We start from the raw sequence: 25423 nt of genomic DNA, 5'->3' as shown, positions 1-25423 counted from the left end.
ATCAAGCTCCTCCTTTTTGTTTTTCAATCCCATTCCAGCGCTTCGCTTCAGGAAGCCGAATGCCGAATTGGTCCAACGTTCTAAAAACAATATGGTCAACCATTTCCTCTAAGCTGCTCGGCTGATTATAAAATGCCGGCATCGGAGGAAGAATGATTGTACCCATTTTCGTAAGCGCTAGCATATTTTCGAGATGAATTTGGTTCAAAGGCGTCTCTCTCGTTAAGAGGACGAGTTTTTTTCTCTCCTTGAGCATGACATCCGCCGCACGTGTCAGCAGATTATCCGCCATTCCGGTGCGAATGCTTGCGAGAGATTTCATGCTGCACGGCGCAACGATCATTCCATCGGTATCAAACGACCCGCTTGAAATGGCTGCCGCCTGATCCTTATGTGAGTAAGTGTATGTGGCCAGTTGTTCTACTTCTTGTAAGGTATAGCCTGTTTCGTGTTTGATCGTGACGTTTGCCCAAGGAGACACAACGAGATGGGTTTCCACTCCGGCGGCCTTCAGCCACTGCAGCAGCCTGACCCCGAAAATGGCCCCTGTTGCCCCTGTCATTCCGACAACGAGTTTCACTTTGCCCCCTCCTTTACGCTTGAATTCTGCTTTCATTTCAATCATACTCCTGATATATCCATATGAAAAATATCTATTAAATCTATATTTAATACCTAAAAGGTATGATAAGGAGGCGCTTTCTTTTGGATATTCGCCAGCTTCGATACTTCATTACCATTGCCCAAGAACAGAAAATCACGTCCGCAGCCAAAAAGCTTCACATGGCGCAGCCGCCTTTAAGCAGGCAGCTCAAACAGCTGGAGGACGAACTTGGTGTTGTCCTGTTTGACCGTAACAAGAAAAAACAAATGACTCTTACATATGAAGGAGCTGTTTTTCTAAAAAGAGCAAAAGAGATTCTGCATAGGTTTGAAGATGCAGTCATTGAGGTACAGGAGCTGAAGGAGGAAGTAGCCGGCACACTTGCCGTGGGATCAACGATTTATTGCGCGGCTCTGATGCTTGAAAAAGTAACACAGATCAAAGAGAGATACCCCCATCTCACCTTTAATATTTGGGAAAATGAACCCGCGACACTGTTGGAACTGCTGGAAAGCCGGCAAATCGATGCGGCGGTCACGACAACACTGATCAAAAGTGACACAGTACAATTCAAGCAGCTTGATGACATTCCATGTGTGCTCGTGCTTTCAGATGAAGCCGGATATCCGTGCGGAGACACCATTAAGATGGAGGACATTCCTTCATTTCCGCTGATCCTGCTGCGGCCTGTCAACGGAAAAGGCGTCTATAATCAGGTCATGAATGAATTTCATCGTTTGAACCTGGAGCCGCGCATTGTTTGTGAATGCCACGACTCTGCAACTTTGCTCAGCCTCGTGTCATCCGGATTCGGCGCGTCTATTTTGCCCGTCACAATGATTCCCGTTCATATGAGAAATCACGTTCACACCGTCCATATCGAAAATAATCCCTTCATTATGACACCGGCTGTCATGTGGAGAACGGACAGTTATTTGCCTAAACCGGCACAGCAATTTTTGGATTTATTTTAAAAGATTTTGCCTTATGAAAACCAATTACTTGACTCATACTAAAAAAAAGTTATCCTTTAGATTTGTAAGCTATTTTTTTATTTCAATAAAATCAACCAGAAAAGTGGGGAATAAGATGAAAAAAGCATTATTGGCTTTATTCATGGTCGTAAGTATTGCAGCTCTTGCAGCTTGCGGAGCAGGAAATGACAATCAGTCAAAAGATAATGCCAAAGATGGCGATCTTTGGGCTTCAATTAAGAAAAAAGGTGTGCTCACAGTCGGAACGGAAGGAACATATGAGCCGTTCACTTACCACGACAAAGACACTGATAAACTGACTGGCTATGATGTCGAAGTTATCACAGAAGTCGCAAAACGCCTCGGGCTTAAAGTCGACTTTAAGGAAACACAGTGGGACAGTATGTTTGCCGGCCTGAATTCCAAACGGTTTGACGTTGTTGCCAACCAAGTCGGAAAAACAGATCGTGAAAATCAATATGATTTCTCAGATAAATACACAACATCAAGAGCCGTTGTCGTAACGAAAAAAGACAACAACGATATTAAGTCTGAAGCAGATGTAAAAGGAAAAACGTCAGCTCAATCACTGACAAGCAACTACAACAAATTAGCTACAAATGCCGGCGCTAAAGTAGAAGGCGTTGAAGGCATGGCGCAGGCCCTTCAAATGATCCAGCAAGGCCGCGTCGATATGACATACAACGATAAGCTTGCCGTATTGAACTACTTAAAAACATCTGGCAATAAAAACGTGAAAATCGCGTTTGAAACAGGTGAGCCTCAGTCAACATATTTCACGTTCCGTAAAGGAAGCGGCGAGGTTGTTGATCAAGTCAACAAAGCATTAAAAGAAATGAAAGAGGACGGGACTCTTTCTAAAATTTCTAAAAAATGGTTCGGCGAAGATGTTTCTAAATAATCTGCCGGCATTGACGCTTGGCACGGCGATCCCGTGGGATCTGGTGCAGCAGTCATTCTGGCCGATACTTTCAGGGGGAATCTACTATACGATTCCCCTTACGATTCTTTCCTTTATATTCGGAATGATCCTGGCGCTGATTACGGCGCTTGCCAGAATGTCGAAAGTGAGACCTTTGAGATGGGTGTTCAGCGTATACGTATCCGCAATACGCGGCACTCCTCTTCTCGTTCAATTGTTCATCATTTTCTATCTGTTCCCGGCCTTTAACGTCACATTAGATCCATTTCCAAGCGCAGTTATCGCCTTTTCATTAAACGTCGGCGCCTATGCATCTGAAATCATTCGGGCATCTATTTTATCCGTGCCGAAAGGGCAATGGGAAGCCGGCTACACAATTGGCATGACACATCAAAAAACGCTGTTCCGCGTCATTTTGCCGCAGGCGTTTCGTGTGTCGATCCCGCCATTATCCAATACCTTTATCAGCCTGATTAAAGATACATCCCTCGCCTCTCAAATTCTGGTCGCTGAGCTGTTCAGAAAAGCCCAGGAAATCGGCGCGCGGAATCTTGATCAAATTTTAGTGATCTATATTGAAGCAGCCTTTATTTATTGGATTATCTGCTTCCTGCTTTCACTCGTCCAGCATGTCATCGAACGGCGTCTTGACCGCTACGTGGCCAAATAAGGAGGTTCCGAGTATGCTTACCGTTAAAGGATTAAACAAATCATTCGGTGAAAATGAAATTTTAAAAAAGATAGATATGAAGATTGAAAAAGGAAAAGTCATCGCCATACTTGGGCCTTCAGGTTCAGGGAAAACGACGCTGCTCCGCTGCCTGAACGCTCTGGAGATCCCGAATCGCGGAGAGCTTGCATTTGATGATTTCTCCATCGATTTCTCCAAAAAGGTGAAACAGGCGGATATCCTAAAGCTTCGCCGAAAATCCGGAATGGTGTTTCAGGCGTATCACCTGTTCCCGCACCGCACAGCCCTCGAAAACGTGATGGAGGGCCCTGTTCAGGTGCAAAAACGGAACAAAGAGGAAGTCAGAAAAGAAGCGATTCAGCTTCTTGATAAAGTCGGATTGAAGGACAAAATGGATTTATATCCATTCCAGCTTTCCGGCGGACAGCAGCAGCGCGTCGGCATCGCCCGCGCACTGGCGATTCAGCCTGAGCTCATGCTGTTTGACGAACCGACCTCAGCGCTTGATCCCGAGCTTGTCGGAGAGGTGCTGAAGGTTATCAAGGACTTGGCCAATGAAGGCTGGACCATGGTCGTCGTGACCCACGAAATCAAGTTCGCGCAGGAAGTTGCGGATGAAGTCATCTTCATCGACGGCGGCGTTATCGTGGAGCAAGGACCGCCGGAGCAAATTTTCTCCGCACCAAAAGAAGAACGGACACAGCGGTTCTTGAACCGGATTTTGAACCCGCTGTAATAAGAAAAACAGGGCGCCAGCGCCCTGTTTCAGATTATTGACAAAATCCTAAAACGATTTTCGTTGTTTTAGGATTTTGTGATTTTCAGCGTGATTGAAAACCTTTGAAGTCTAGGAAGGGCGAGCATTGGAGCACAGCGAATGTGAAATTCGTGAGCACCGAAGCACAGGCCTGACAACGAATGCAAGGGTTTGCCAACACGCTGAAACAGGGCGCCTGCGGCGGCCCTGTTTTTTTGTTGAGCCCCTTTCGCCTATTCCGCCCTTCTGTAAGATGTGCTACAATGACAATCGACTGATTTTTACGAAAGAAGGGACCTCACGTGAAGCAAGAACTTGTTCTGCGCTGGACATTTTATTTTGCCGGTTTGATCATTTTGGCTTTTGGTGTATCCCTGACGATAGAAGGAAAAGCACTCGGCATTAGTCCGTGGGATGCATTTCATTACAGCCTGTTTCAGCACTTCGGGCTTACCGTCGGCCAGTGGTCCATCATTATTGGAGCGCTCATCGTCGGATTCACGTCATTGTTTACGAGGGCTTGGCCGAAAATTGGGGCCCTCCTGAATATGGTGCTCATTGGTGTATTTATAGATTTTTTCAATTTCATTCTGCCTGCCCCCTCGACCTACACAGGCTCGATCATCGTCTTCTCTCTAGGCGTGGTGCTGATCGGTTACGGCGTCGGTGTTTATGTATCAGCAGGCCTTGGTGCGGGGCCGCGTGATTCACTGATGATGCTGATTACAGAAAAAACCGGCTGGAATGTGCAATGGGTGCGGAACGGCATGGAAATAACCATTTTGTTTGCGGCATGGGGCATGGGCGGCCCGATCGGTTTTGGCACCATTTTGACCGCCATCCTCACCGGACTTATTTTGCGCTTTTCATTGCCCCAGTCAATCCAGTTGCTGAATTATGCTGTGGCAAGGCGGACAGCCGCTGTGAAAGCATCTCCGCCTGTACACTAAAACAAAGCCGCCTTGGCTTTGTTTTTTTATTTTCTCCTCTATATGAGTCTTGTGGAAGTATGATAGGATGGTTTTGACAATCTTTTGCAGACGGAGGATCTAGAATGAAGATTTACGGAATTTATATGGACCGCCCGCTTTCACAGGAAGAAAATGAACGGTTCATGTCTTTCATATCACCTGAAAAACGGGAGAAATGCCGGAGATTTTATCATAAAGAAGATGCTCACCGCACCCTGCTGGGAGATGTGCTCGTTCGCTCAGTCATAAGCAGGCAGTATCAGTTGGACAAATCCGATATCCGCTTTAGCACGCAGGAATACGGGAAGCCGTGCATCCCTGATCTTCCCGACGCTCATTTCAACATTTCTCACTCCGGCCGCTGGGTCATTTGCGCGTTTGATTCACAGCCGATCGGCATAGATATCGAAAAAACGAAACCGATCAGCCTTGAGATCGCCAAGCGCTTCTTTTCAAAAACAGAGTACAGCGACCTTTTAGCAAAAGACAAGGACGAGCAGACAGACTATTTTTATCATCTATGGTCAATGAAAGAAAGCTTTATCAAACAGGAAGGCAAAGGCTTATCGCTTCCGCTTGATTCCTTTTCAGTGCGCCTGCATCAGGACGGACAAGTATCCATTGAGCTTCCGGACAGCCATTCCCCATGCTATATCAAAACGTATGAGGTCGATCCCGGCTACAAAATGGCTGTATGCGCCGCACACCCTGATTTCCCCGAGGATATCACAATGGTCTCGTACGAAGAGCTTTTATAAATGGCTCATCAACAGCTTGACACCGCGCTCAATATCTTCCGTTTTCACATTGGAAATATTGATTTTTAATAGATTTTCTTTCGGATAATCTGATAAATAATGACGGTCTATCGCCTCAAGGAGAACCCCTTGTTTTTTCAGTCTATGAATCACTCTTGAGGCGGGCAGATCCTGAGGAAGCACCAGATGGGTGTGCATACAGGGTGCCTGCCCGCTGGAGAACGTAAAGCGTCCGCTTCCCAGCTGCCTGTGAGTTCGAATGGCTTGATGTAGCCTCAGCGACCGCTCTTTATAAGAATCTCTGATTTTCTCCTTATGCCTGCCGTACATACCGCTTTTCAGGTAAATCTCCAATGCTGCTTGAGAAATCATTGAACAGTCGATGTCGTTCAGTTTTTTGTACGCATAGAACGTGTCAGTCAGCGCTTCGGGCAAAACAGCCGCCCCCACGCGGAGGCCGGGGAACATCATTTTCGAGAAGCTTTTCAAATAGATGACATGTGAGGACAGATCATATGCGTACAGCGGATCTGCCTTTTTATTTTCCTCCAGATCACCGAGGTAATCATCCTCAACGAGATAGACATCATACGCTTCTGCCAGTCTCACAAGCTCCTGTTTATCACGCTCTGACAATGAGCAGCCAAGCGGGTTATGGAAGCGCGGCATCGTATAAAAAAATTTAATCGATTCTGTTTGAAATAACCGCTCAACCTCGGCTATATCAAGCCCTTCTTCCGTTCGTTTCACTCCGATGGCGGGAATCCCGACCGTCTCAAGCTGTTCGACCATCAAATGGTAGCCCGGCTGTTCAATGGCGATCTTCTCTTTCCCATTTGGGAACGGCATGGCACAAAGCAAGGATAACGCCTGCTGGACACCTGATGTAATGAAAATATGCCGTTCATCCGCAAATACCTGTTGAGTGGCCAAGAGCTTTCGGAGTACGCGGATGAGTGATGGAAGCCCCTTTGGCGTCCCATAAATAAACAAATCGTTTTTGTATGTATCAATCGCTTTGTTGATACAGTGCTGAAAATCAAGATACGGAAACACATCTGGATCCGGCGCAGATGTGGCAAAGTCGATGGGGCCAAGCTGCCCGCTTTTTGATTTCCCTGTCTTTTTCACAATATAATAGCCGCTTTTCGGAACAGAATAGATAAGGTGGCGCTTTTCCAGTTCCTGCAACGCGCGGATCACTGTGCTTTTGCTGACTTGGTAGCGGGCGGACAGCTGACGGATAGATGGAAGCCTGTCTCCTTCTTGATAGGCGGTGCTTTGCATCATCTCCTCTATCCTCGTTACTAGACTCATATATTTCTCCATGCCTTCTCCCCCTGTTTTGTACCGGTACAGTTCATTGTTTTTCTCATTGTACCGTTCTGACCGCGGCCATACAATAAAGGGAGCGACCGGCGCTGCAATTCAGGTAAAGGAGCACTTCCCATTATGGTTAAACATCAGCAAGCCCCCGCTTATATAGCGGCTATTTTATATTCGTTCATTATCGGTTTATCCTTTCTATTCGTAAAAATCGCACTGCAAACAGCAGAGCCGTTTGATATTTTGGCGCATCGGTTCACCATTGCGTTTGCTGCGGCGACTGTACCGATCTTATTCGGCTGGGTAAAGCTATCAATCCGCGTAAAGGACGTCATTGCCATTTTGCCGCTCGCCCTGCTGTATCCCGCGTTATTTTTCAGCTTTCAGGCATTCGGCCTTGTGTACTCGTCCTCCTCTGAAGCGGGAATTATTCAGGCAGCCATTCCGATTTTCACGATGGTCTTTGCCGCTTATGTTTTAAAAGAACGCCCAACGTGGACGCAAAAGGGGTTCACGGTTTTATCCGTTGCCGGCGTCATGTTTATTTTTGTGATGAAAGGCGTTGACGTGGAATCAGCCAGCTTAAAAGGGTCTTTGCTGATCCTATTGTCCGCTTTGTCTTCAGCGATGTACAATACTGCTGCCAGAAAAATGACGCAGCGGTTCAAGCTGACCGAGCTCACCTACATCATGTCAGCCATCGGCTTTGTCGTCTTCAACGCCATCGCCCTTGTGCGTCACGGATCGGCGGGAACAGTCGGCACTTATTTTCTGCCGTTCCGGGAGCCCGGCTTCGTTCTCGCCATTGTGTATTTGGGCGTGCTGTCTTCACTTGTCACTTCATTTCTGTCTAACTATACGCTGTCGCGAATTGAGGCGTTTAAAATGAGCGCTTTTAATCATGTATCTACCATTGTGACGATGATTGCAGGAGTTGTGATTCTCAACGAAAGCCTGGCCTGGTATCATCTTGCCGGGGCTGTTTGTATTATGATTGGCGTGGTGGGGAGCAATATCAATCTGGAGAAAAAAACAAAGCGCCCTGGTATGCCTGCAAAAAAATGAGAAATTATGCTAGACTGAAAGGAAAAACATGGTTAGAGGTGTAGGTTTACCGTATGATTCAATATGCTAGTGAAAGTATCAATCTTCCAGGAGAAATCACTTTTAAGGATGTAAGAGAAATCTTTTTTTATCAAATCGCAAAATTATCATGTTTTTACTTTCTGTTGTTTTGCGCCATATTTGCTGCAGTTAACTTCATTAACGGATGGCCCCGTATCGTTTATGGCAGTGACGCGCTTAACTTGTTTATGAACAGTATGTTGATTATCGTGATGTCCGTTCTGTTTACACTGCTGCTCCTCCTTCTTCTATATGTGAAGTTTTCCAGAGCACACAAGAAGAACGAACGGATGAAATCTAAAAGAACATATACTCTGAACCAAGAAGGAATTCGTATATGTTCTAAAAAATATGACCTCATTTTCAATTGGGATGAAATCACAGCTGTTTTCGAATATAAAAATATCTTCAGGGTCAATACATCAAGTGGCCAATATATTGCGATCCCAAAACATTTTTTTCATTCCGAAGTGGAGATGAACAGATTCAAGGAGATTATCCTTAAAAATACCGAAACAAAAAAACTCAAATTTAAAAAGGATCAGCATTGACAGTGCTGATCCTTTTATATTGATTGGTGGGTTTCTTTTGCCTTTTGTTTATCTAAAAACGGCACCAGCTCTATTACAGCTGATAAACCCACAAACACGATGCACACAGCGACAATCAGCAAATAACCATGAGTCATGTCAAAAAACAAACCGCCCGCATACACGCTGAGAGCTCCGGCAACCTGATGGATAAAGAAATTGATGCCTAACAGCGATCCGATCAATCCTGTTTGATAGCTTTCCGAAATTGACGCCGCGGTCAGCGGGATCACGCCTGTGTAACTGAGCCCGAATAACAGGATAAATCCGAAGTACCAAAGGTCGCTGTGATGAATTCCGAGAATGGGAATGAGCAGGCAAATGAGGCTGAGCAGTCGAATGAAAAATAAGATGGATAGCATGACGCTTCTGCTCCCGAGGAGATCGGACAGCCAGCCTGCCAATAACCCGCCAATGATGATAAACGCCCCGAACGCGGCCATCATTCCGTTGACATGAGAGACATGCGCATCCTTCAGTATCGGGACGAGGTGAGCATCAATAATTCCCATTGTAAATCCGCAAGTAAACACGCCGAAGTACAGGATATGAATGAGGCGGGATTGCTTCATCACGTTCCAAAACCCCCGCCAATCATAAGATTTTTTCACTGACTCCGCTTGCGCATGTGGCGGGTGCTTCATCCCAAAGACGAGGAGCGGCAGCAGAACAGCCGCCATGACGATTCCCAAAATCGTATAGGTGCTCTGCCATCCGGCATGATACGGAGCCGCAGCCCAAATGGGCGAGAGAAGCAGCAGGCCCGCAGAGTTGGCATTGGTCAAAATAGCAAGCGCCAGACCTTTGTGTATGTCAAACCAACGGCTGATGAAATACTGGGTCGTCACGCCGACCGCGCAGGAATAACCGATTCCGCCAAGCACACCGTAAATGGCGGAAAACACATGAACATTCGGTGAATAAGGAAGCACCAAAAAGCTTGCGCTGATGCAGACAGCTCCAAACGCCATAATTTTTCTGACACTGAAACGGTCGATAAAAAAACCGACAAAAAACTGGACGATGCCGGTTGTGATCATAAAAATGCTGACAGAAACTGAGATCAGTGACCTGTCGGCATGGAAGGCATCCGCCATTGGCAGCATAAAAAATTGAAAGGAATTTCTGAATGAGTTCATTCCGATGGCGAAAACAAACGTAAACAGCAATACAAACCATTTCATCCTGGGAGACGTGCGCATGTTTCGACCTGCCTTTTTTTGAGTATTTCGACTATTATACCATGCAAAAATTGGCATTCAACACAAAAAAAAGCGGAACAGCCGAAGCTGTCCGCTTTTGATCACGGTTGAATGATCGGATGCTGATTCAAGATCGCAAAAATCCGTTCTGCGACTTCTTCCGTTTGTGACAGCAGGAACATGTGCCCGCCGTCAAATTGATGGAATGTGATGTCTTTTGCCCATTTCTTCCAGCCTTCCGCATCTCGTATGCATTTTTTATCATCAAGCCCGTTAAAGACATGAACAGGCGACTGGATCTGGGCCAGATCGAAAAGCTCAAATTGTTCAAGAGCCCGGTAATCTGATCGGAAAGAAGGCAGGAAAAAGGACATGACCTCCTTATTTTCAACAAGCTCTGCGGGCATTCCGCCTAATTGGATAATATGATCGAGAAACTGATCATCAGGCAGGTGGGACACTTTCTTCCGCTGAATATGAGGCGGCTGGATTGCAGAAATGATAACCGCCTGCGGAAAGATGCCTTCACGCTCAAGCTTTTGCGCCAGCCTGAAGGTGATCATTCCGCCCATACTGTGTCCGAACAGCACAAACGGCCGATCAGGGCGAAGGTTCAGTTCTTGCTTGTACAAATCCGTCAGCTCTTCAAGATCCTCAATAGCTGACGTTTGATTCGTGCCGTGTCCCGGCGGCTCGGCAGCGAGCATCTCGCACTCCCCCTGCAAAAAAGCATGGAGAGGGCGAAACGACGCCGAGTAGCCGCCGGCAAACGGAAAACAGATGAGCTGCGTTTTTTCCGACGCATCAAATGATTTGAAGAGTTGGCTCATTGGCTGTCTCCTCCTTTCATCACTTCTTTTATGAAACCGTTACGGTTTGTGTATTAAGAAATTCGAGCAAAATCTCCGCATTCCTATCTAGCGTTTCGCCCTGCAGCATTTCTGCGTGTGTTCCGAAGCCTCTTTTCATACGGTAAGCACCTGTTGTAGCTTCTTCCCATGATGCAAGCCATTCCGGCATGTCAAAATCAGCGCCGGAAGTCAACAGATCAATATCTGCTTTCACCTGGCCTGTGCTGATCAGATTGACGTAGTATGAGTAAAAGGCATGTGTTTTTTGCTTGAGGCCTTGTTTGACGGCTTCGCTGTTGAGCGCTTCATTGTCCCGATTGACATTCATCAACGCTTCGACATCACTTTCAACCGTGCGTCCGTCCAGATCACTGACACCTTGTTTTTTATAGGAATCGACCATGATGATCCGCTGAACAATACGGCCTTGTTCCTCAAGCTTTTTCGCAGCTTCAAACGCCAGGCTGCATCCCGCTGAATATCCAAACAATGTTAAAGGCCCTTCCGGCTGCAGCTTCTGGATCAAATCCGCATAGCGGTCAAGCCGGTCTTCCTCCTCAATAAAATCAAAGGCGCACAGCTTGTATGACGGCAAGCGGCTGGACAGATTTTGGTACATAAGGCCATAGCCCAAGACCGGCGGGAATGCGAAAATGATCTGCTCCTGATCCTGATTCATTATCGTTACATCCTGCAAGCCATCAGGGCCCCCGTTCTTCACATACGCTGAAATGCCGGCGATCGTCGGCGCTTCAAACAAAAGCTTTACTGGAAGATCAATCCCGAGCTCTTTCTTGATGCGGGAAGCGGCGGTCATGGCCTTCAAGGAATGCCCTCCGAGCGCAAAGAAATCGTCATGAATGCCAATTTGCTTTCTGCCGAGAACCTCAGACCAGATTTGTGCGATTGTTTCCTCCATCTCGTTCCGCGGTCCAATCCATTCTTCCGCCAGCTGATCCTGATCAGGTTTTGGGAGCAGCCGTTTATTGACTTTCCCGTTCGTCGTTAAAGGAAGCTCATCCAAGAAGGTAAAGGTTTGCGGCACCATGTAAGCAGGAAGCTGTTTTTTCAGGTGCGCCTTCACGTCCTCAGCTGAAAGCTGCGTTCGGTTCACGAGGTAGGCATTGATTGATGCATCGCCAGACTCATGGCGGTCCGCCACAACGACCGCATCTTTCACACCTGGGTATTCCTGCAGCTGCTTTTCGATTTCTTCAAGCTCAATCCGGTGTCCGCGTATTTTGACCTGGTCGTCAATACGGCCGGCGTATTCAATCGTTCCATCCGGCAGCCAGCGTGCTAAATCCCCTGTGCGGTAAAGCGTTTCTCCCGGCTTGAACGGGTTCTTGATAAACTTTTCCTTCGTGAGGTCAGCACGATTTACATACCCTTTTGACACGCCCATTCCGCTGATGCACAGTTCACCGATCGCCCCGAATGGCTGGAGCTGGCTTTGCTCGTTCAGAATATAAACACTGGCATTGCTGATCGGCTTTCCAATCGGCAATGAGGAGATGGAATCCGGCAGATCATGCACGACGTGAGCTGTCGCAAACACTGTTCCCTCAGTCGGCCCGTAGCAGTTAATCAGCTTGCCCGGCCCCATGATCCGCAGCGCTTTTCTGACATGAGGCACTGACGCGCGCTCTCCGCCGAATAATATACAGCGAAGCCCCTTCATCCAATCCTCTCCCGCATCTGTGAGAAGATTAAATAGTGCGGTTGTCGCAAACATGACATTGACATTCTCTTGCAGGATCAGATCTGTGAGCCGTTCTGTATCAAGCAGCGTATGTTCATCTGCGATAATGAGCCGTGCCGCATTCAGCATAGAAGCATAGAAATCAAAGGTAAATGCGTCAAAGGCGTAATTCGAAACAGACAAGAACGTATCCTGATCAGAAAATGCCATGTAGTCTACATGCTTGACCAATCCTTGAATATTGGCATGAGTGGTGATATTGCCCTTTGGCTTTCCGGTTGTGCCGGACGTGTACATGATATATGCCGGATCATTAGGATCAATCGCGGTTGCAGGATCGCTTGCCTGTTCTTCAAACCGTGTTTGATCATCAATGAAGAGCGTTGTGCCTGTATACGGCAGCTCAGCCGCTTGTTCTTTCATCTCCTGATGCGTCAGAAGACAGGCTGCCGCACTGTCAGCCAGCATATACGAGATTCGGTCCTCTGGCAGCTTCGGATCAACCGGCAGATAGGCTGCTCCCGCCTTTAATACACCGAGAATGCCGATCACCAATTCAAGTGAGCGCTTCGTGTACAGCGCTACAACAGAGCCTTTGCCCGCACCGTGTTTTTGCAGCCGGCGTGCAAGGCGGTTCGCTTCCTCATCTAATTCGCGATAAGACAGGGTCTGGCCGGAATACGTAAGCGCAGGTGCATCCGGATTGACGTTCACTGCTTCCTTGAACCAATCCGTCAGAGGCTTTGTTTCATGAGCTTGAGCCGGCGGGTTTAAGCCGGTTAGCAAAAATTCTCTCTCCCTGTCGTCAACGAGGTTGATCGTGCTGACAGGCTGATCCGGATTCTGGATGAGCTGCTGAATTGCTGTGAGAAGCTGAGATTTCAAGCGCAAGATAAACGCCTCATCAAACACATTCTCGTTATAAGCAAGCTTAATCAGCATCTCATCTCCCGGGGAAGCCATCAGGTTGAGATCATAATTCGACTTCTCAAAAACATGAACATCCACCATATCAAAGCCGTTTTCACTGCTTTCTTCATTTTTCGCATCCTGAAGCGGATAGTTCTCAAAAACAATAATGTGGTCAATCAGTTTCGGCTGATCGGCCTGGCTTTGGATGTCATAAAGCGGCACATATTGATGCGGCTCAGACTGCAGCGATTGCTCCTGCAGCTGCTTGAGCAAGCCGTTAAATGTGATACCCTCAGACAGCTTCACACGTCTCGGGACAACGTTGATAAACAGCCCGACCATATGTTCAACGCCTTTGATTTCCGCGGGACGCCCTGAAACAACTGTACCGAAGGCCAAATCGCCAGACTGCTGATAGCGGCTGATCAATACGCTCCAGACTGCCTGCAGCGCCGTACTTAAAGTGGTATGCTGCGATTTTGCAAGCTCGGTAAAGGCCTTTGTTTCCGCCTCCGGCAGTGAAAAGAGAAGTTCTTTCGGCTCATAGCCGTCCTTTTGTTTCTTTCTTTGCTCCGCAAACGTCGTTTGTCCTTCAAAGTCCTCTAAATACTCGCGCCAGTAACGCAGTGATGCTTGTTTATCCTGCTTTTCAAGCCACTTGATGTAGTCTTTATACGGTTTGACGGGGGGCAGGCTGTACGGCTTTTGTTCGCGCAGAGCATTGTATACCTTAAATAGATCCTGTACGACGATGCCGAAGCACCATCCGTCCAAAATAATGTGGTGGTAGCTCCACACCCATTCAAAGCTTTCTTCAGCTTTCTTGAAAATGGCTGCCCGCATCGGAATATCCCGCGTCAAATCAAAACCCCTGATCTTATCCTGTTCTTTGTACTCATTGATTTTGGCTGTTTGCTCGCTGCCCGTTAAGTGTGTCAGATCGATTTCTTCTATATGGAACTGCCGTTTTTTCAATACGACTTGGACAGGTCTTTTTACTTTTTCGTGAATGAACACGGTACGAAATACATCGTACCGGTCCATGATCACATTCATGCTTTCTTCAAGACATTTGATATTCAAGCTGCCTTTTACTTTCATCGTGATTTGTTCAAGGTAAAAGCTTTGGCCGGGATTCAGGATGGCATGAAAAAGCATCCCTTCCTGCATCGGCGATAGGTAATACATATCTTGAACCTGATCCTTGCTAAATTGACTCATATGTTTCGCTCCCGCCTTCTGTAATTCCCTTGCGTTTTATTTTAAATTCTCCTCAAGCATGTCAAAGATATCTCCCATCTCGTCCATTTCAAGGTCTTCGGCGCTAAAGTCGCTTGGTGTGAATTCCTTGTCTTCTTTTTCCGTGCAATGGCGGATTAACATCAGGAGGTTTTCTTTAAACCGTTCCATTCGCTCTTCAATCGTGGCTCTTTCAAACTCCTTTTCATTGTAGGAGCAGGAAAGCACAAACCGGCCGTTTCTGATCATGCCGCTGAAGCTTAAAGCGTACAGCGCCTCTGATTCTCCGCTTACTTGGCGCCCCATATCGAAAGCGGACGGTTCAAAGAAATCGGTTTTGACTTCGCTGTCAAATTGGCCCAAATAGTTGAAGCTGATCTCCGGTGTGAAGCCCTTTGTTTCCGCTGTTTCTGTGAAATAACGAAGAATGCCGTAGCCAACACCTTTGTCCGGAATGCGGCGCAGGTTTTCTTTGACTGTTTTGATCACAGCCGAGGCATCTGCGTCAGATATGTCGAGCACAACAGGGTATTGTGCCGTAAACCAGCCGACCGTTCTGGAGATATTCACATTCGGGATAATATCCTCCCGGCCGTGTCCCTCAAGGTTAATGCCAATTTTGGCACCCTTTGTCCATTCTTTCATTGTCAAACCGAGCGCGCTGAGAAGAATATCGTTGATTTCAGTTCCATATGGCTGATGAACATCTGTTAAAAGATGTTTCGTGTCTTCTTCCGTTAATTCACATAGGACAGATGATGTATCCTTGACGATCCGCTGCTCTGTTTCACAATCCTTTGGTAAAGGAGAAACCTGTTCAGCGGCAATTTGCGACCAGTATTCAGCCTGCTGTAAAAGATGCGCTGATTGGCTGAATGCCTCCAGTTCTTCCGCCCAATCCTTGAAGGAGTTTGTTTTTTGCGGGAAGACAAGGCTCTCTTCTTTCTCAGCCTGCATGTAGCCTGAAGCAAAGTCTTCAAGCAAAATCCGCCATGACACACCGTCGACCACCAGATGGTGTACAGCAATGAGCAGGTGATCTCCAGCTTCTGTGCGATATTGCTCCGCCTTTAGAAGCGGCCCGTTTTGCAGATCGAGACTGCTTTGCAGCTTGTTCGCGAGAATCTTAATCTGGCTTCTCAGCATCTCTTCATCGGAGCCGTACAGATCCACGATTTCGAAGCTGACCTTGCTCTCACTGATCGGTTGATACGCCTGAACGATGTCCTCGTTTTCCTCACGATAGACCATGCGGAGCGCGTCATGATGCTCGATCAGCGCCTGCAATGTTTTCTCCACCCGTTCAGGGTCAAAGCCCTTCGCGGCGTGAAGCATCACCGATTGGTTCCAGTGGTGCTTGTTCGTGAAGTTCTTTTCAAAGAACCAGCGCTGGATCGGCGTCAGGATGACTTCGCCCTCCACCGGGCCTTGGTCTGCCTGTTTGCCTTCGGCACGCTCTACATATTGGGTAAGCTCTTCGATCGTCGGATGCTGGAAGAGATCTTTCATTTCCAGCTTCCAGCCGTGCTGGTTCAAGCGACTGGCCATTTGAATTCCTTTGATGGAATCTCCGCCAAGCGAGAAGAAATTGTCAGTGACACCGACTTCAGACATTCCAAGCACGTCCTGCCAGATGCCGGCAAGCAGCTCTTCCATGTCAGTCGTCGGCGCTTTGTATTCTCCGCTTCCCGCCTCGATGTCCGGCTCAGGCAAGGCTTTGCGGTCCACCTTGCCGTTTGCCGTAACCGGAAGCTCGTTCAGCGTCACCCAGAACGCCGGGATCATGTAATCCGGCAGGGTTTCCTTTAGTGCTGATTTCAGTGCTTCTATGTCAGCTGTTTCCGGTGTGACATACGCCGCGATTGCTGTATTGCCACCTTTATCTTTGACAGCTGTCACTGCCGCATCCTGTACCTCAGAAAGCTGGGCGAGCTGGACTTCAATTTCTGAGAGCTCGATCCGGTAGCCGCGGACCTTGACCTGCTGATCGATCCGGCCGATGTATTCGATGCCGCCGCCCGTCCATTTCACCAAATCGCCGGTACGGTACATGCGCTCACCCGGCACAAACGGATCAGCGACAAACCGCTTCGCGGTTTCGTCTTCTCGATTCAGATAGCCGCGTGCCAGTCCGCGCCCCGCCACGCAAAGCTCTCCGGCTACGCCTTCCGGCTGCACCTGATTGCCCTCGCCGAGAATGTACACTCTCGTATTGGCGATGGCCCTTCCGATGGAAAGCGAGCCTTCCTCCGGATGGATTTCTGCGCTCGTGGCAACGACCGTGTTTTCTGTCGGCCCGTAGTTGTTGACGAGTGTGTACGGCTTTTTCACTGCCCGCTTCAGCTTGTCTCCTCCAGTGAGCAATACGCGAAGTGATGTGTTCTCAAGCTCCATGAACTGTTCCGCAAGCTGTGTCGGCAGGAACGTGATCGTTATGCCGTTCGTTTCAAAATAATCGTTCAGGCGGACGATATCGAGGCGGATCGCTTCATCAATGACGTGAATCTCAGCACCAATCGTCCAGGTCGGGAACATCTCCCAAATGGAAGCGTCAAATCCAAAGCCTGCGTACTTCGCACTGCGGTCCTCCGCTGTCATGCTGAATGCGTCGTGGTGCCAGAAGCACAGGTTCACAAGCGCATGGTGCTCGACCATGACACCCTTCGGCTGTCCGGTCGTTCCTGACGTGTAAATCATGTACGCCAAGTTCTCAGCAGTTACAGCGGTCTCTGGATTTTCCTCGTCGTTTTCATCAAGCGGCAGGCTTAGAATCGTGCGGCTTCCGTCGAGAAGAATGACATCTCCCGTAAAGCTGTCCGGCACTGAAATCCCCTCTTGCTTCAAGAGAAGCTTCGCGCCGCTGTCCTGTAAAATATACTCAATCCGCTGATCCGGGTAGTCAGGATCAATCGGCACAAACGCCGCTCCGGCTTTCAAGACGCCGAGCACCGCGGCGGACATTTCAAGCGACGGCTTCGTGAGAATGCCGACGCGGTCATCCGGGCTGATGCCGCAGTCCATCAGAATCCGCGCGAGACGGTTTGCCTTCGCATTCAGCTCGCCGTACGTCCAAGACTGGCCGTTGTATGTAACAGCCGGGCGGTCTTTGTGGCGCTGGACAGTCTCTTCGAATAGCTGATGAACTGTTTTGTCTGTCGGCACAGGCAGCGCTTTACCCTTCCATGCCTCAAGAAGCGCTTGTTTTTCTGTTTCAGTGACCAGTGACAGGCTGGAAAGCGGCTGGTTCGGGTTATCCGCAACAGCCTTTAGTAGCCGCAGAACGTATTCGCTCCATTTTTCAGCTGTTTCTTTTGCGAACAGATCTGTCGCATATTCGAGCTGCAAGCCAATGCCATTTTCATCAGTAAATCCGCCCAGTGTCAGATCAAACTTAGAAGTTCCCTGATGAGCCTCATAAGGTGAAATGCTCAGATTTTGCAATGTAAGCTGTTCTTTATCAGGGTTTTCTGTCGTCACCATCACATTAAACAATGGGTTTCGGCTCATATCCCGAGGGAGATCAAGCTGATTAACCAGATCTTCAAACGGATACTCCTGATGCTCAAGCGCTGACAGATTCGTCTGCTTTGCTTGCTCCAAAAGCTCCGCAAATGTTTGCTGTTCTTTCGCTTCCATTCTCAGGGCAAGTGTATTGACGAACATTCCCGGCATGTCCTGAACATCAGCATTCGTCCGGCCGGCAGTAACGGAGCCGATGACGATATCCCGCTGTCCGGAAATTTTGCTTAAAAAGACGTGGAAAACAGCATGAAGCACCATGTGCAAGGTCGTTCCGGTTTCCGCAAGCAGTTTTTCTACCGCCTTTGCCGTCTCACTTCCCGTACGGAAACGGATCGTATCTCCTTTAAAGCTTTGCACAGGCGGACGGGCGTAATCGAGCGGGAGATCAAGCTCTGGCAGCTCGCCTGAAAGAACTGACAGCCAGTACGCCTCATGCTCCTTCATCCGTTCTTTTTGCTCAGCTTCATTTTGCCAAACGGCGAAATCTTTATAATGAAGCGCCGGCTGCGGAAGCTGCTCTCCTTTGTAAAGCAGCGCCAATTCTTTTACAAAAATGCCTCTTGAGACGCCGTCTGCGATGATATGATGCATATCTAAAAGCAGCAAATGTTTTTTCGCTTCTATTCGAAGCAAAGCTGCGCGAATGAGCGGTGCGTCGTTTAAGTCGAATGGCCGGATAAATTCCTTAATCTTTTGGTCCGCTTCGTCTTCTTTGGCTTCAAACACATGAAGATCAACCTCCGCCTTCTCAATGATGCGCTGAACAGGCTCACCATTAGCTTCCATAAATGACGTCCGCAATGATTCGTGACGATTCACAAGCTGATTGAGTGAGCCGCGCAGGCGCGAAATATCAAGCTCTCCTTCCATTAGAAGAACAGATGGCATGTTGTAGCTTATCGTCTGGCGGTCAAGCTGATTGAGCACGTACATCCGTTTCTGTGCGGATGACAATGGATACATAGCCTGCTTGTCAGCCGGTTTGAGGACTTGATGGCCGCCTGAAACGGCAGACGCCTCCATATAAGCCGCCAGCTGGCGAACAGTCGGCTGCTCGAACAGTGCTTTAAGCGGTACGCTTTTCTCCAATTCCGCCTGAATGTTGGCAATCAGCATCATCCCTTTTAATGAATGGCCGCCTAAATCGAAAAAATTGTCGTCAATGCCGATAGCTTCTATGCCAAGCGTTTTCTGCCAAATGCGGCATAAGCTTTCTTCAAGCGCTGTCTCCGGTGCAGCCAAGGCCTTTCCTCCGGATTGTGCCGCGTTCGGCTTCGGCAAAGCGTTTCTGTCGGTTTTTCCGTTTGCCGTCAGCGGAATCGCGTCAACCTGCACAAAGAAAGCAGGAATCATATGAGACGGCAGTGTTAGGGAAAGCTGCTTCCGGAGTTCTGCTTTTTCAATAGCTTGTTCCGACGTATAATACGCGCAAAGCTCTTGAAGACCGCCCTCGGAAACCGCTAGTACAACCGCTTCTTGAATTCCGCTGAGGCTGAGCATGACCGTTTCAATTTCTTTCGGCTCAATGCGGTAGCCGCGGATTTTCACCTGATCATCAGCCCGGCCGATAAATGCAAGCGTACCGTCAGAAAGTCTCCGTACGACATCTCCGGTTTTGTACATGAGGCTTCCCGGCGAATATGGATTTTCTACAAATCTCTCGGCTGTCAGCTGAGGCCTGTTGAGATACCCTCTCGCAAGCCCCTGTCCCGTGATATAGAGCTGTCCGCTCGCTCCCGGCGGCACAAGCTTCAATGCTTCATTTAAGACAAGCGCGCCGGCATTCGCAATCGGCCGTCCGATTGTCGGGCGTTTCGCAAATGCATCCGGCTCAGACAGATCAACCCGCCCGGCGATGGCGCCGATCGTTACTTCTGTCGGGCCGTAGTGATTGATAAATTCGGTATGTCCATACATCTTACGGAAGGCGAGAACATCAGTCGGGATGATTTTTTCTCCTCCCAAGACGATCAAGCGCAAGGATTCAAAGTTCGCATCTTTTGCAAAACTGGCGGTGTTCACTATTGTATGGAACAGAGACGGTGTCAGTTTGATATAAGTGATCCCATGCTCCTTGATATAGTGCGCTATTTCATCCGGCGCCGTATAGGTTTCCTTCTGGACGATATGGAGCTCGCCCCCGCCCAGAAGTACAGGGAACATGCTCGTATAGCCAAGGTCAAATGCGTAAGATGAAAGCAATACAGTCTTATCATTTTCCGTCAGGCCCGCCTCTTCACTAAACCAAGAGACATAGTTTGTCAGATTGCGATGCTCAATCTGCACGCCCTTCGGTTTTCCGGTCGTACCGGACGTATAAATGACGTATGCAAGATTGCGAGACCCGGAAATGGATGATGGGCGCTCCTTGCTTTCATGTCTCCATTTACCGTCATCAAGGCTGACGATTGTCCCTTCATATTGGCCAATAGCCGTCATGTTTCTTTCATTCACGACCGCAAATTTTGCTCCGCTGTCCTCTAATGAATAACGGATTCGTTCTTCAGGTGTATCAGGATCAATCGGAAGGAAAGCTGCCCCCGCCTTCATGACACCGAGAATCGATACCATAACCTCAGCTGACCGGTCCATAACAATCGCGACGATGTCTTCATTTCCGGCCCCTTGGGCACGAAGATGATGCGCCAGCTGGTTCGCCTGTTCATCAAGCTCGCGATAGGTCAGCAGATTTCCGCCAGCCTTCACCGCAGGATGGTCAGGTGTTTGCTGGGCCTGTTTTTCAAAAAGAGCTGCAAAGGTTGCTTCGGTAATTTGAGTCATATGTCTTTCTTCTAGCAAAGCAGCCGTTTCTGCAGATGAAAGCAGATCTACATCAGACAGCCGAACGTTCGGATTAGCCGCGGCCGCTTTGATGATATTGACAAAGTGGCGGCTCCAGCGGCGGATCGTCTCGTCCTTAAACAAGGCAGTCGCATAGTCAAAGCTTAGGCCGATATCCTCTTCACGCTCGACCGCTTCCAAGGAAAGATCAAATTTCGCAACATGATGAAGCATGGAATACGAGGAAATCTTCAAATCTCCTAATCTTAATGAAGGAATCTCCATATTCTGCATGTTGAACATCACGCTGAACAGCGGACTTCTGCTTGTATCCCTTGTAAGCGGAAGCTTTTCAATCAACTCCTCAAGCGGATAGCTCTGGTGCTCGAATGCTTGAAGGCTGGCTGTTTTGACCTCTTCAAGAAATTGCGCGAAGGTTTTATCTCCCGCTGGTGCCGTTCTGAGTGCCACCGTGTTGACAAACATACCCGGCACACCTTGCAGATCAGGATGTGTTCTGCCAGCTGTCGGCGAGCCAACAATGATATCATCCTGTGACGCGTACTTGGAAAGGAGTACATTGAACGCCGCCAGCAAAAACATGTACACTGTCGTATCTGTTTCTGCCATGAGTGATTTGATTTGAGCCGTGATTTGCTTATCAAGCCCAAACATCACGCGCTCTCCCGCAAAGCTCCGTTCAGCAGGCCGCTCGAAATCCGCGGGAAGATCCAGTATTGGCAGTTCGCCTTTAAAGACATCGAGCCAGTATTCCTCATCTTTTTGATAATTAGTTTGTTCTTTGTGCCAAACTGCGTAATCTTTATAGTGAATTTGTGGCAGTTCCAGATCTGCGCCTTGATATATTTTGGCAAGATCACCGATTAGAATGCCTGTTGAACTTCCGTCAGTAATAATATGATGCATATCAATGAGCAGCAGGTGGCGTTTTTCTTCCAACTGGACAAGCTTCGAACGGACGAGCGGCGCGCGGTTTAATTCAAACGGCTGAACGAATGCTTTGATGATCTCTTCCGCGTCTTCTTCCCGTCCCTTGGCAGCCTCCAGCTGGAACGATATGTTTTTATGAACGGTTTGTACAACCTCTCCGTCGATCATGTCAAACGATGTACGGAGGATTTCGTGCCGGTTGATCAATTGCTGAATCGCGTTTTCAAGCCGGTCTTTATCTACTTCTCCCTCCAGCAGAAGTACAGCGGGGACGTTGTAGCTTGTGTTTGCTTGTCCAAGCTGATTGAGGATATACATTCTCCGCTGGGCCGGGGATACAGGATAATGCTGCTGATAAGATGCTTGCCTGATCGGTTCAAACGTCTGCTCCTCCTTGCTCTCGTTCTCTTCCAAATACAGTGCTAGTTCTTGAATAGTCGGCTTTTCAAAAAGCACTTTTATCGGAACTTCCTTATGAAAATGCTCTTGAATTTTCGCCGTCATCATCATCGCTTTCAAAGAATGGCCGCCGATCATAAAGAAGTTATCGGTAACGCCTGCTCTGACGCCGAGTATTCCTTCCCAGATCTCCGCTAATTTCTTTTCACTCTCTGTTTCTGGTGCTGCGTATTCCTGCTGCACGGCTTCTGATTGCGGTGCAGGCAGTTCCTTTTTGTTGATTTTCCCGTTTGGCGTGAGCGGCAGACTGTCCATTTGAATCAGGTGGGCAGGGACCATATAGTCAGGCAAAGACTGAGACAGTGTTTTTCTCAGCTCGCTCACAGCCACTTCACGATCCGCCGTGAAGTACGCGCAAATTTCATTTTCGTCTGCTTTGTTCTTGCGGATGATCACCGCAGCTTCTGTCACATGCTCAGCCATGTTCAGTTTTGTTTCAATTTCGCCAAGCTCAATTCGGAAGCCGCGCACCTTCACTTGGTTGTCGATTCTGCCTAAAAATTCGATATTGCCGTCCGGCAGCCATCTTGCTAAGTCACCAGTGCGATAAATTCTCTCACCCGGTCTGAACGGGTCTTCGAGAAATTGCTTCTCCGTCAGCTCAGGGAGATTGACATACCCACGCGCTACACCGATTCCGCCTACGCAAAGCTCACCAGGCGCGCCGATTGGCTGCAGGCATTGCTGCTCATCCAGGATGTAGGCAGTGGAATTTCCGATCGGCTTCCCGATTGGGATAGAGCCGCCATACTCGCGGTCGATCAGAAAACTGGTTGAAAACGTCGTGTTTTCTGTCGGGCCGTACCCGTTCCACAATGAAAGCGACGGCGATGCCTGTTTTACTTTGCTGACAATATGCGGGACAAGGGCGTCACCGCCGATGATTAAATGGCGCAGTGTGCCGAACATACCCGCATCCTTTGCAGCAAGCTGGTTGAATAAAGGTGATGTCAGCCACATGGTTGTGATGCTTTGCTCACGCAGGAATGCAGCAAATTGTTTCGCATCAAGCAGTGTTTCTTTTTTGACCGGATAAAGCGCTGCGCCATTCAGCAGTGCGCCGAATACCTCAAACGTTCCGGCATCAAAGCTGACAGCTCCCGTTTGCGCCATGCGGTCCTCTTCAGTAACAGGAACGTACCCGGCATTTTTGACGAGGCGCAGAATGCTTTTATGTTCGATCATGACGCCTTTCGGTTTGCCCGTTGAACCGGATGTGTACATGATGTACGCCAAATCAGACGGGGCGGATGGCAGGTTGAGATTGTCAGCTTCGCCATCTTCAATGCCTATGTCCAGTGTAAGAACCGGCACTTGCAGCTGATGTGCCTGCCCTGTATAAGAATTTCCGGTCAAAACCATTCGAACGGAGCTGTCCTCTGCCATGAAACGAAGACGATCCCCCGGAAGCGCTGGATCAAGCGGCACATATGCGGCGCCTGCTTTTAACACAGCCAGCATGCCGACAACGGTTTCTACTGAGCGATCGTTCATAATCGCTGCTGTTTCCCCTTTTTGAAGGCCTTGTTCGACAAGCTTTCTCGCCAGACGGTTAGCCGCTGCATTCAGCTCGCGGTACGTCAGCACGGTTCCTTCATATACGACGGCAGTGCTCGCCGGCGTCCGTTTCGCTTGCTCTTCAAACACTTGTTGAACAGCCATTCCTTCAGGGAGTTCGGCTTTCGTGCTGTTAAACACCTCGACAATTTGCCGCTGCTCTTCGTCTCCCACAAGCCCGTACTCACGCACAAAAGCGGCCGGCTGATCGACAGCTGCTTCCATCATGCGGGTAAGGTGCTCCGCTGTCCGTTCGATAAAAGCGGAATCAAAGGCGGCTCCGTTATATTTAATTTTGACGGTCCACGTTTTGCCCGGATACACAATCAGGTTGAAATCGAAGCTCGTTTGTTCAAATGCGCTTTCTACCTTAATCGAAAACCCGAGGCGGTCTTCCATGCTGCCGTTTTCAAGCTCTTGATCAAGCGGATAATTTTCAAACGCGACCAGATGGTTTAAGAGATTGCCATCAAGGGCTGAGCGTTTTTGAATCTCATAGAGCGGCACGTAATCGTAACACTCTGCCTCTACTGCATGCTGCTGAACAGCTGTGAAAATATCAGCGAATGCAGCATCTCGTTCAACTTTCACCCGCACCGGAATGGTGTTGATAAACAGCCCCGCCATCGTTTCAATTCCGTTGATTTCAGACGGTCGTCCCGAGACGACCGTTCCGAAGACAACATCATCCGTAAAGTTGTATTTGCTGAGAACAATGCCCCAAACAGCCTGAAATAGGTTAGGCCCTGTCACTTGATGAAGGTTTGCGGTTTTCTGAATGCGGGCAACCAGTGTTTCGTCCCATGTAAAGGAATATTCTTTATTGACGTATTCGTCTTTTTTTACAGGCAGGCGGCCCGGGAGCACGCTTGGCTGTTCAAAACCCGCCAAGCGCTCGCTCCAGTAGCTCTCCGCTTCTTCATTGTCCTGTTTTCCAAGCCATTTGATGTAGTCGGAGTAAGGCTTGCCTTGACCGTTTGCAGGTGTCCTTCCTGCTCTGAGCGCTTCATAGTTTTGGAACAGGCTTTTCATGAGGACGCCCATGCTCCAGCCGTCCATCATAATATGATGATTGCTCCAGACAAGATACAGCTGATCTGCAGCAAGGCGGAAAACCGCCACCTTGAACAATATGTCTTTTGCCAGGTTAAAGCCTTGGCGCTGAACGTCTTGTTTGTAACGCTCAATGTGCTCCTTCTGGCGGTTCTCATCTGCATGACTGATATCCTCATAATGCACCTTTGTTTTGCGTTCCGCTAACACGACCTGACGCGGTTTTTGCAGCTGCTGATGCACAAATACCGTACGGAGAATATCGTATGACCGAATCAGTTCATTGACGCTTTTCTCAAAGATTTCAAGATCAAAAGCGCCGTGAATCCCAAGCTCTAATTGTGTGAAGTACGAGGAAGAATGCGGATCAAGCATCGCATGATACAGCATTCCCTCCTGCATTGGTGTCAGTGCGTACACCTTTTGAATCGATTTTTTGCTCATATGCCACCTCT

General features: G+C 48.5%; 14 protein-coding genes. 8 read left to right on the top strand and 6 right to left on the bottom strand.

From position 1 onward, the window contains the following. Position 1: 1 nt before the first annotated feature. Positions 2–616 (bottom strand): non-oxidative hydroxyarylic acid decarboxylases subunit B, encoded by a 615-nt coding sequence (locus NYE56_RS01555; RefSeq protein ID WP_014478815.1) that lies wholly within the window; start codon positions 614–616, stop codon positions 2–4. Positions 617–705: 89 nt separating this feature from the next. Here NYE56_RS01555 and bsdA point away from each other — a divergent pair, with 89 nt between their 5' ends. From bsdA to NYE56_RS01525, 6 genes are all read left to right on the top strand, one after another. Next, positions 706–1578 carry a transcriptional regulator BsdA gene (gene bsdA / locus NYE56_RS01550; protein WP_003234533.1) on the top strand — a complete coding sequence of 291 codons (873 nt, stop codon included), beginning with the start codon at positions 706–708 and terminating at the stop codon, positions 1576–1578. 115 nt (positions 1579–1693) lie between these two features. Continuing rightward, positions 1694–2500 carry a cystine ABC transporter substrate-binding lipoprotein TcyA gene (gene tcyA, locus NYE56_RS01545; RefSeq protein ID WP_014475786.1) on the top strand — a complete coding sequence of 269 codons (807 nt, stop codon included), beginning with the start codon at positions 1694–1696 and terminating at the stop codon, positions 2498–2500. Then, complete coding sequence (gene tcyB / locus NYE56_RS01540; RefSeq protein ID WP_003234541.1) at positions 2487–3191, top strand: cystine ABC transporter permease TcyB; 705 nt, start codon at positions 2487–2489, stop codon at positions 3189–3191. Before tcyA ends, tcyB begins: the two co-directional genes overlap by 14 nt. Before the next feature lie 13 nt (positions 3192–3204). Next, positions 3205–3948 (top strand): cystine ABC transporter ATP-binding protein TcyC, encoded by a 744-nt coding sequence (gene tcyC, locus NYE56_RS01535; RefSeq protein WP_003246629.1) that lies wholly within the window; start codon positions 3205–3207, stop codon positions 3946–3948. A 323-nt stretch (positions 3949–4271) separates the two neighbouring features. Continuing rightward, on the top strand, positions 4272–4919 hold the full coding sequence (locus NYE56_RS01530; RefSeq protein WP_014475783.1) for a YczE/YyaS/YitT family protein: 648 nt from the start codon (positions 4272–4274) through the stop codon (positions 4917–4919). A gap of 104 nt (positions 4920–5023) precedes the next feature. Further along, positions 5024–5698 (top strand): 4'-phosphopantetheinyl transferase, encoded by a 675-nt coding sequence (locus NYE56_RS01525; RefSeq protein ID WP_003234549.1) that lies wholly within the window; start codon positions 5024–5026, stop codon positions 5696–5698. Here NYE56_RS01525 and NYE56_RS01520 read toward each other — a convergent pair. Further along, complete coding sequence (locus NYE56_RS01520; protein ID WP_341283364.1) at positions 5693–7027, bottom strand: aminotransferase-like domain-containing protein; 1335 nt, start codon at positions 7025–7027, stop codon at positions 5693–5695. The two genes, NYE56_RS01525 and NYE56_RS01520, sit on opposite strands and share 6 nt — an antisense overlap. A gap of 123 nt (positions 7028–7150) precedes the next feature. On the opposite strand from NYE56_RS01520, the gene NYE56_RS01515 reads away from it, so the two are divergent. Together NYE56_RS01515 and NYE56_RS01510 are read left to right on the top strand one after the other, a co-directional pair. Beyond that, positions 7151–8089 (top strand): DMT family transporter, encoded by a 939-nt coding sequence (locus NYE56_RS01515; protein WP_341283363.1) that lies wholly within the window; start codon positions 7151–7153, stop codon positions 8087–8089. A 53-nt stretch (positions 8090–8142) separates the two neighbouring features. Beyond that, positions 8143–8700 (top strand): YcxB family protein, encoded by a 558-nt coding sequence (locus NYE56_RS01510; RefSeq protein WP_341283362.1) that lies wholly within the window; start codon positions 8143–8145, stop codon positions 8698–8700. Positions 8701–8714: 14 nt separating this feature from the next. Here the strand turns inward: NYE56_RS01510 and NYE56_RS01505 are convergent, their stop codons facing one another. The 4 genes from NYE56_RS01505 to srfAB all read right to left on the bottom strand — a co-directional run bounded on the left by NYE56_RS01505 (position 8715) and on the right by srfAB (position 25412). Then, positions 8715–9941: an MFS transporter gene (locus NYE56_RS01505; RefSeq protein WP_341283361.1), complete on the bottom strand. Its 1227-nt coding sequence runs from the start codon at positions 9939–9941 to the stop codon at positions 8715–8717. Positions 9942–10042: 101 nt separating this feature from the next. After that, on the bottom strand, positions 10043–10771 hold the full coding sequence (gene srfAD / locus NYE56_RS01500; RefSeq protein WP_042977202.1) for a surfactin biosynthesis thioesterase SrfAD: 729 nt from the start codon (positions 10769–10771) through the stop codon (positions 10043–10045). Positions 10772–10799: 28 nt separating this feature from the next. Continuing rightward, positions 10800–14627, bottom strand: coding sequence for a surfactin non-ribosomal peptide synthetase SrfAC (gene srfAC, locus NYE56_RS01495; RefSeq protein ID WP_341283360.1), 3828 nt, complete (start codon positions 14625–14627; stop codon positions 10800–10802). A gap of 36 nt (positions 14628–14663) precedes the next feature. Further along, a complete protein-coding gene (srfAB, locus tag NYE56_RS01490; RefSeq protein WP_445684720.1) occupies positions 14664–25412 on the bottom strand; it encodes a surfactin non-ribosomal peptide synthetase SrfAB in 10749 nt (3582 codons plus the stop codon). Positions 25413–25423: the final 11 nt, after the last annotated feature.

The organism is Bacillus sp. FSL R5-0603 (assembly GCF_038050295.1).
Classification (GTDB): Bacteria; Bacillota; Bacilli; order Bacillales; family Bacillaceae; genus Bacillus; species Bacillus subtilis.
This window is presented reverse-complemented; position numbering and strand designations above follow the sequence as displayed.

Coding starts and splice junctions, on each gene's coding strand:
- tcyA (WP_014475786.1), top strand. CDS start 1,694: ATGAAAAAAGCATTATTGGCTTTATTCATGGTCGTAAGTATTGCAGCT.
- NYE56_RS01515 (WP_341283363.1), top strand. CDS start 7,151: ATGGTTAAACATCAGCAAGCCCCCGCTTATATAGCGGCTATTTTATAT.
- NYE56_RS01555 (WP_014478815.1), bottom strand. CDS start 616: ATGAAAGCAGAATTCAAGCGTAAAGGAGGGGGCAAAGTGAAACTCGTT.
- srfAC (WP_341283360.1), bottom strand. CDS start 14,627: ATGAGTCAATTTAGCAAGGATCAGGTTCAAGATATGTATTACCTATCG.
- NYE56_RS01525 (WP_003234549.1), top strand. CDS start 5,024: ATGAAGATTTACGGAATTTATATGGACCGCCCGCTTTCACAGGAAGAA.
- srfAD (WP_042977202.1), bottom strand. CDS start 10,771: ATGAGCCAACTCTTCAAATCATTTGATGCGTCGGAAAAAACGCAGCTC.
- NYE56_RS01520 (WP_341283364.1), bottom strand. CDS start 7,027: ATGGAGAAATATATGAGTCTAGTAACGAGGATAGAGGAGATGATGCAA.
- tcyB (WP_003234541.1), top strand. CDS start 2,487: ATGTTTCTAAATAATCTGCCGGCATTGACGCTTGGCACGGCGATCCCG.
- NYE56_RS01505 (WP_341283361.1), bottom strand. CDS start 9,941: ATGCGCACGTCTCCCAGGATGAAATGGTTTGTATTGCTGTTTACGTTT.
- srfAB (WP_445684720.1), bottom strand. CDS start 25,412: ATGAGCAAAAAATCGATTCAAAAGGTGTACGCACTGACACCAATGCAG.
- tcyC (WP_003246629.1), top strand. CDS start 3,205: ATGCTTACCGTTAAAGGATTAAACAAATCATTCGGTGAAAATGAAATT.
- NYE56_RS01510 (WP_341283362.1), top strand. CDS start 8,143: ATGATTCAATATGCTAGTGAAAGTATCAATCTTCCAGGAGAAATCACT.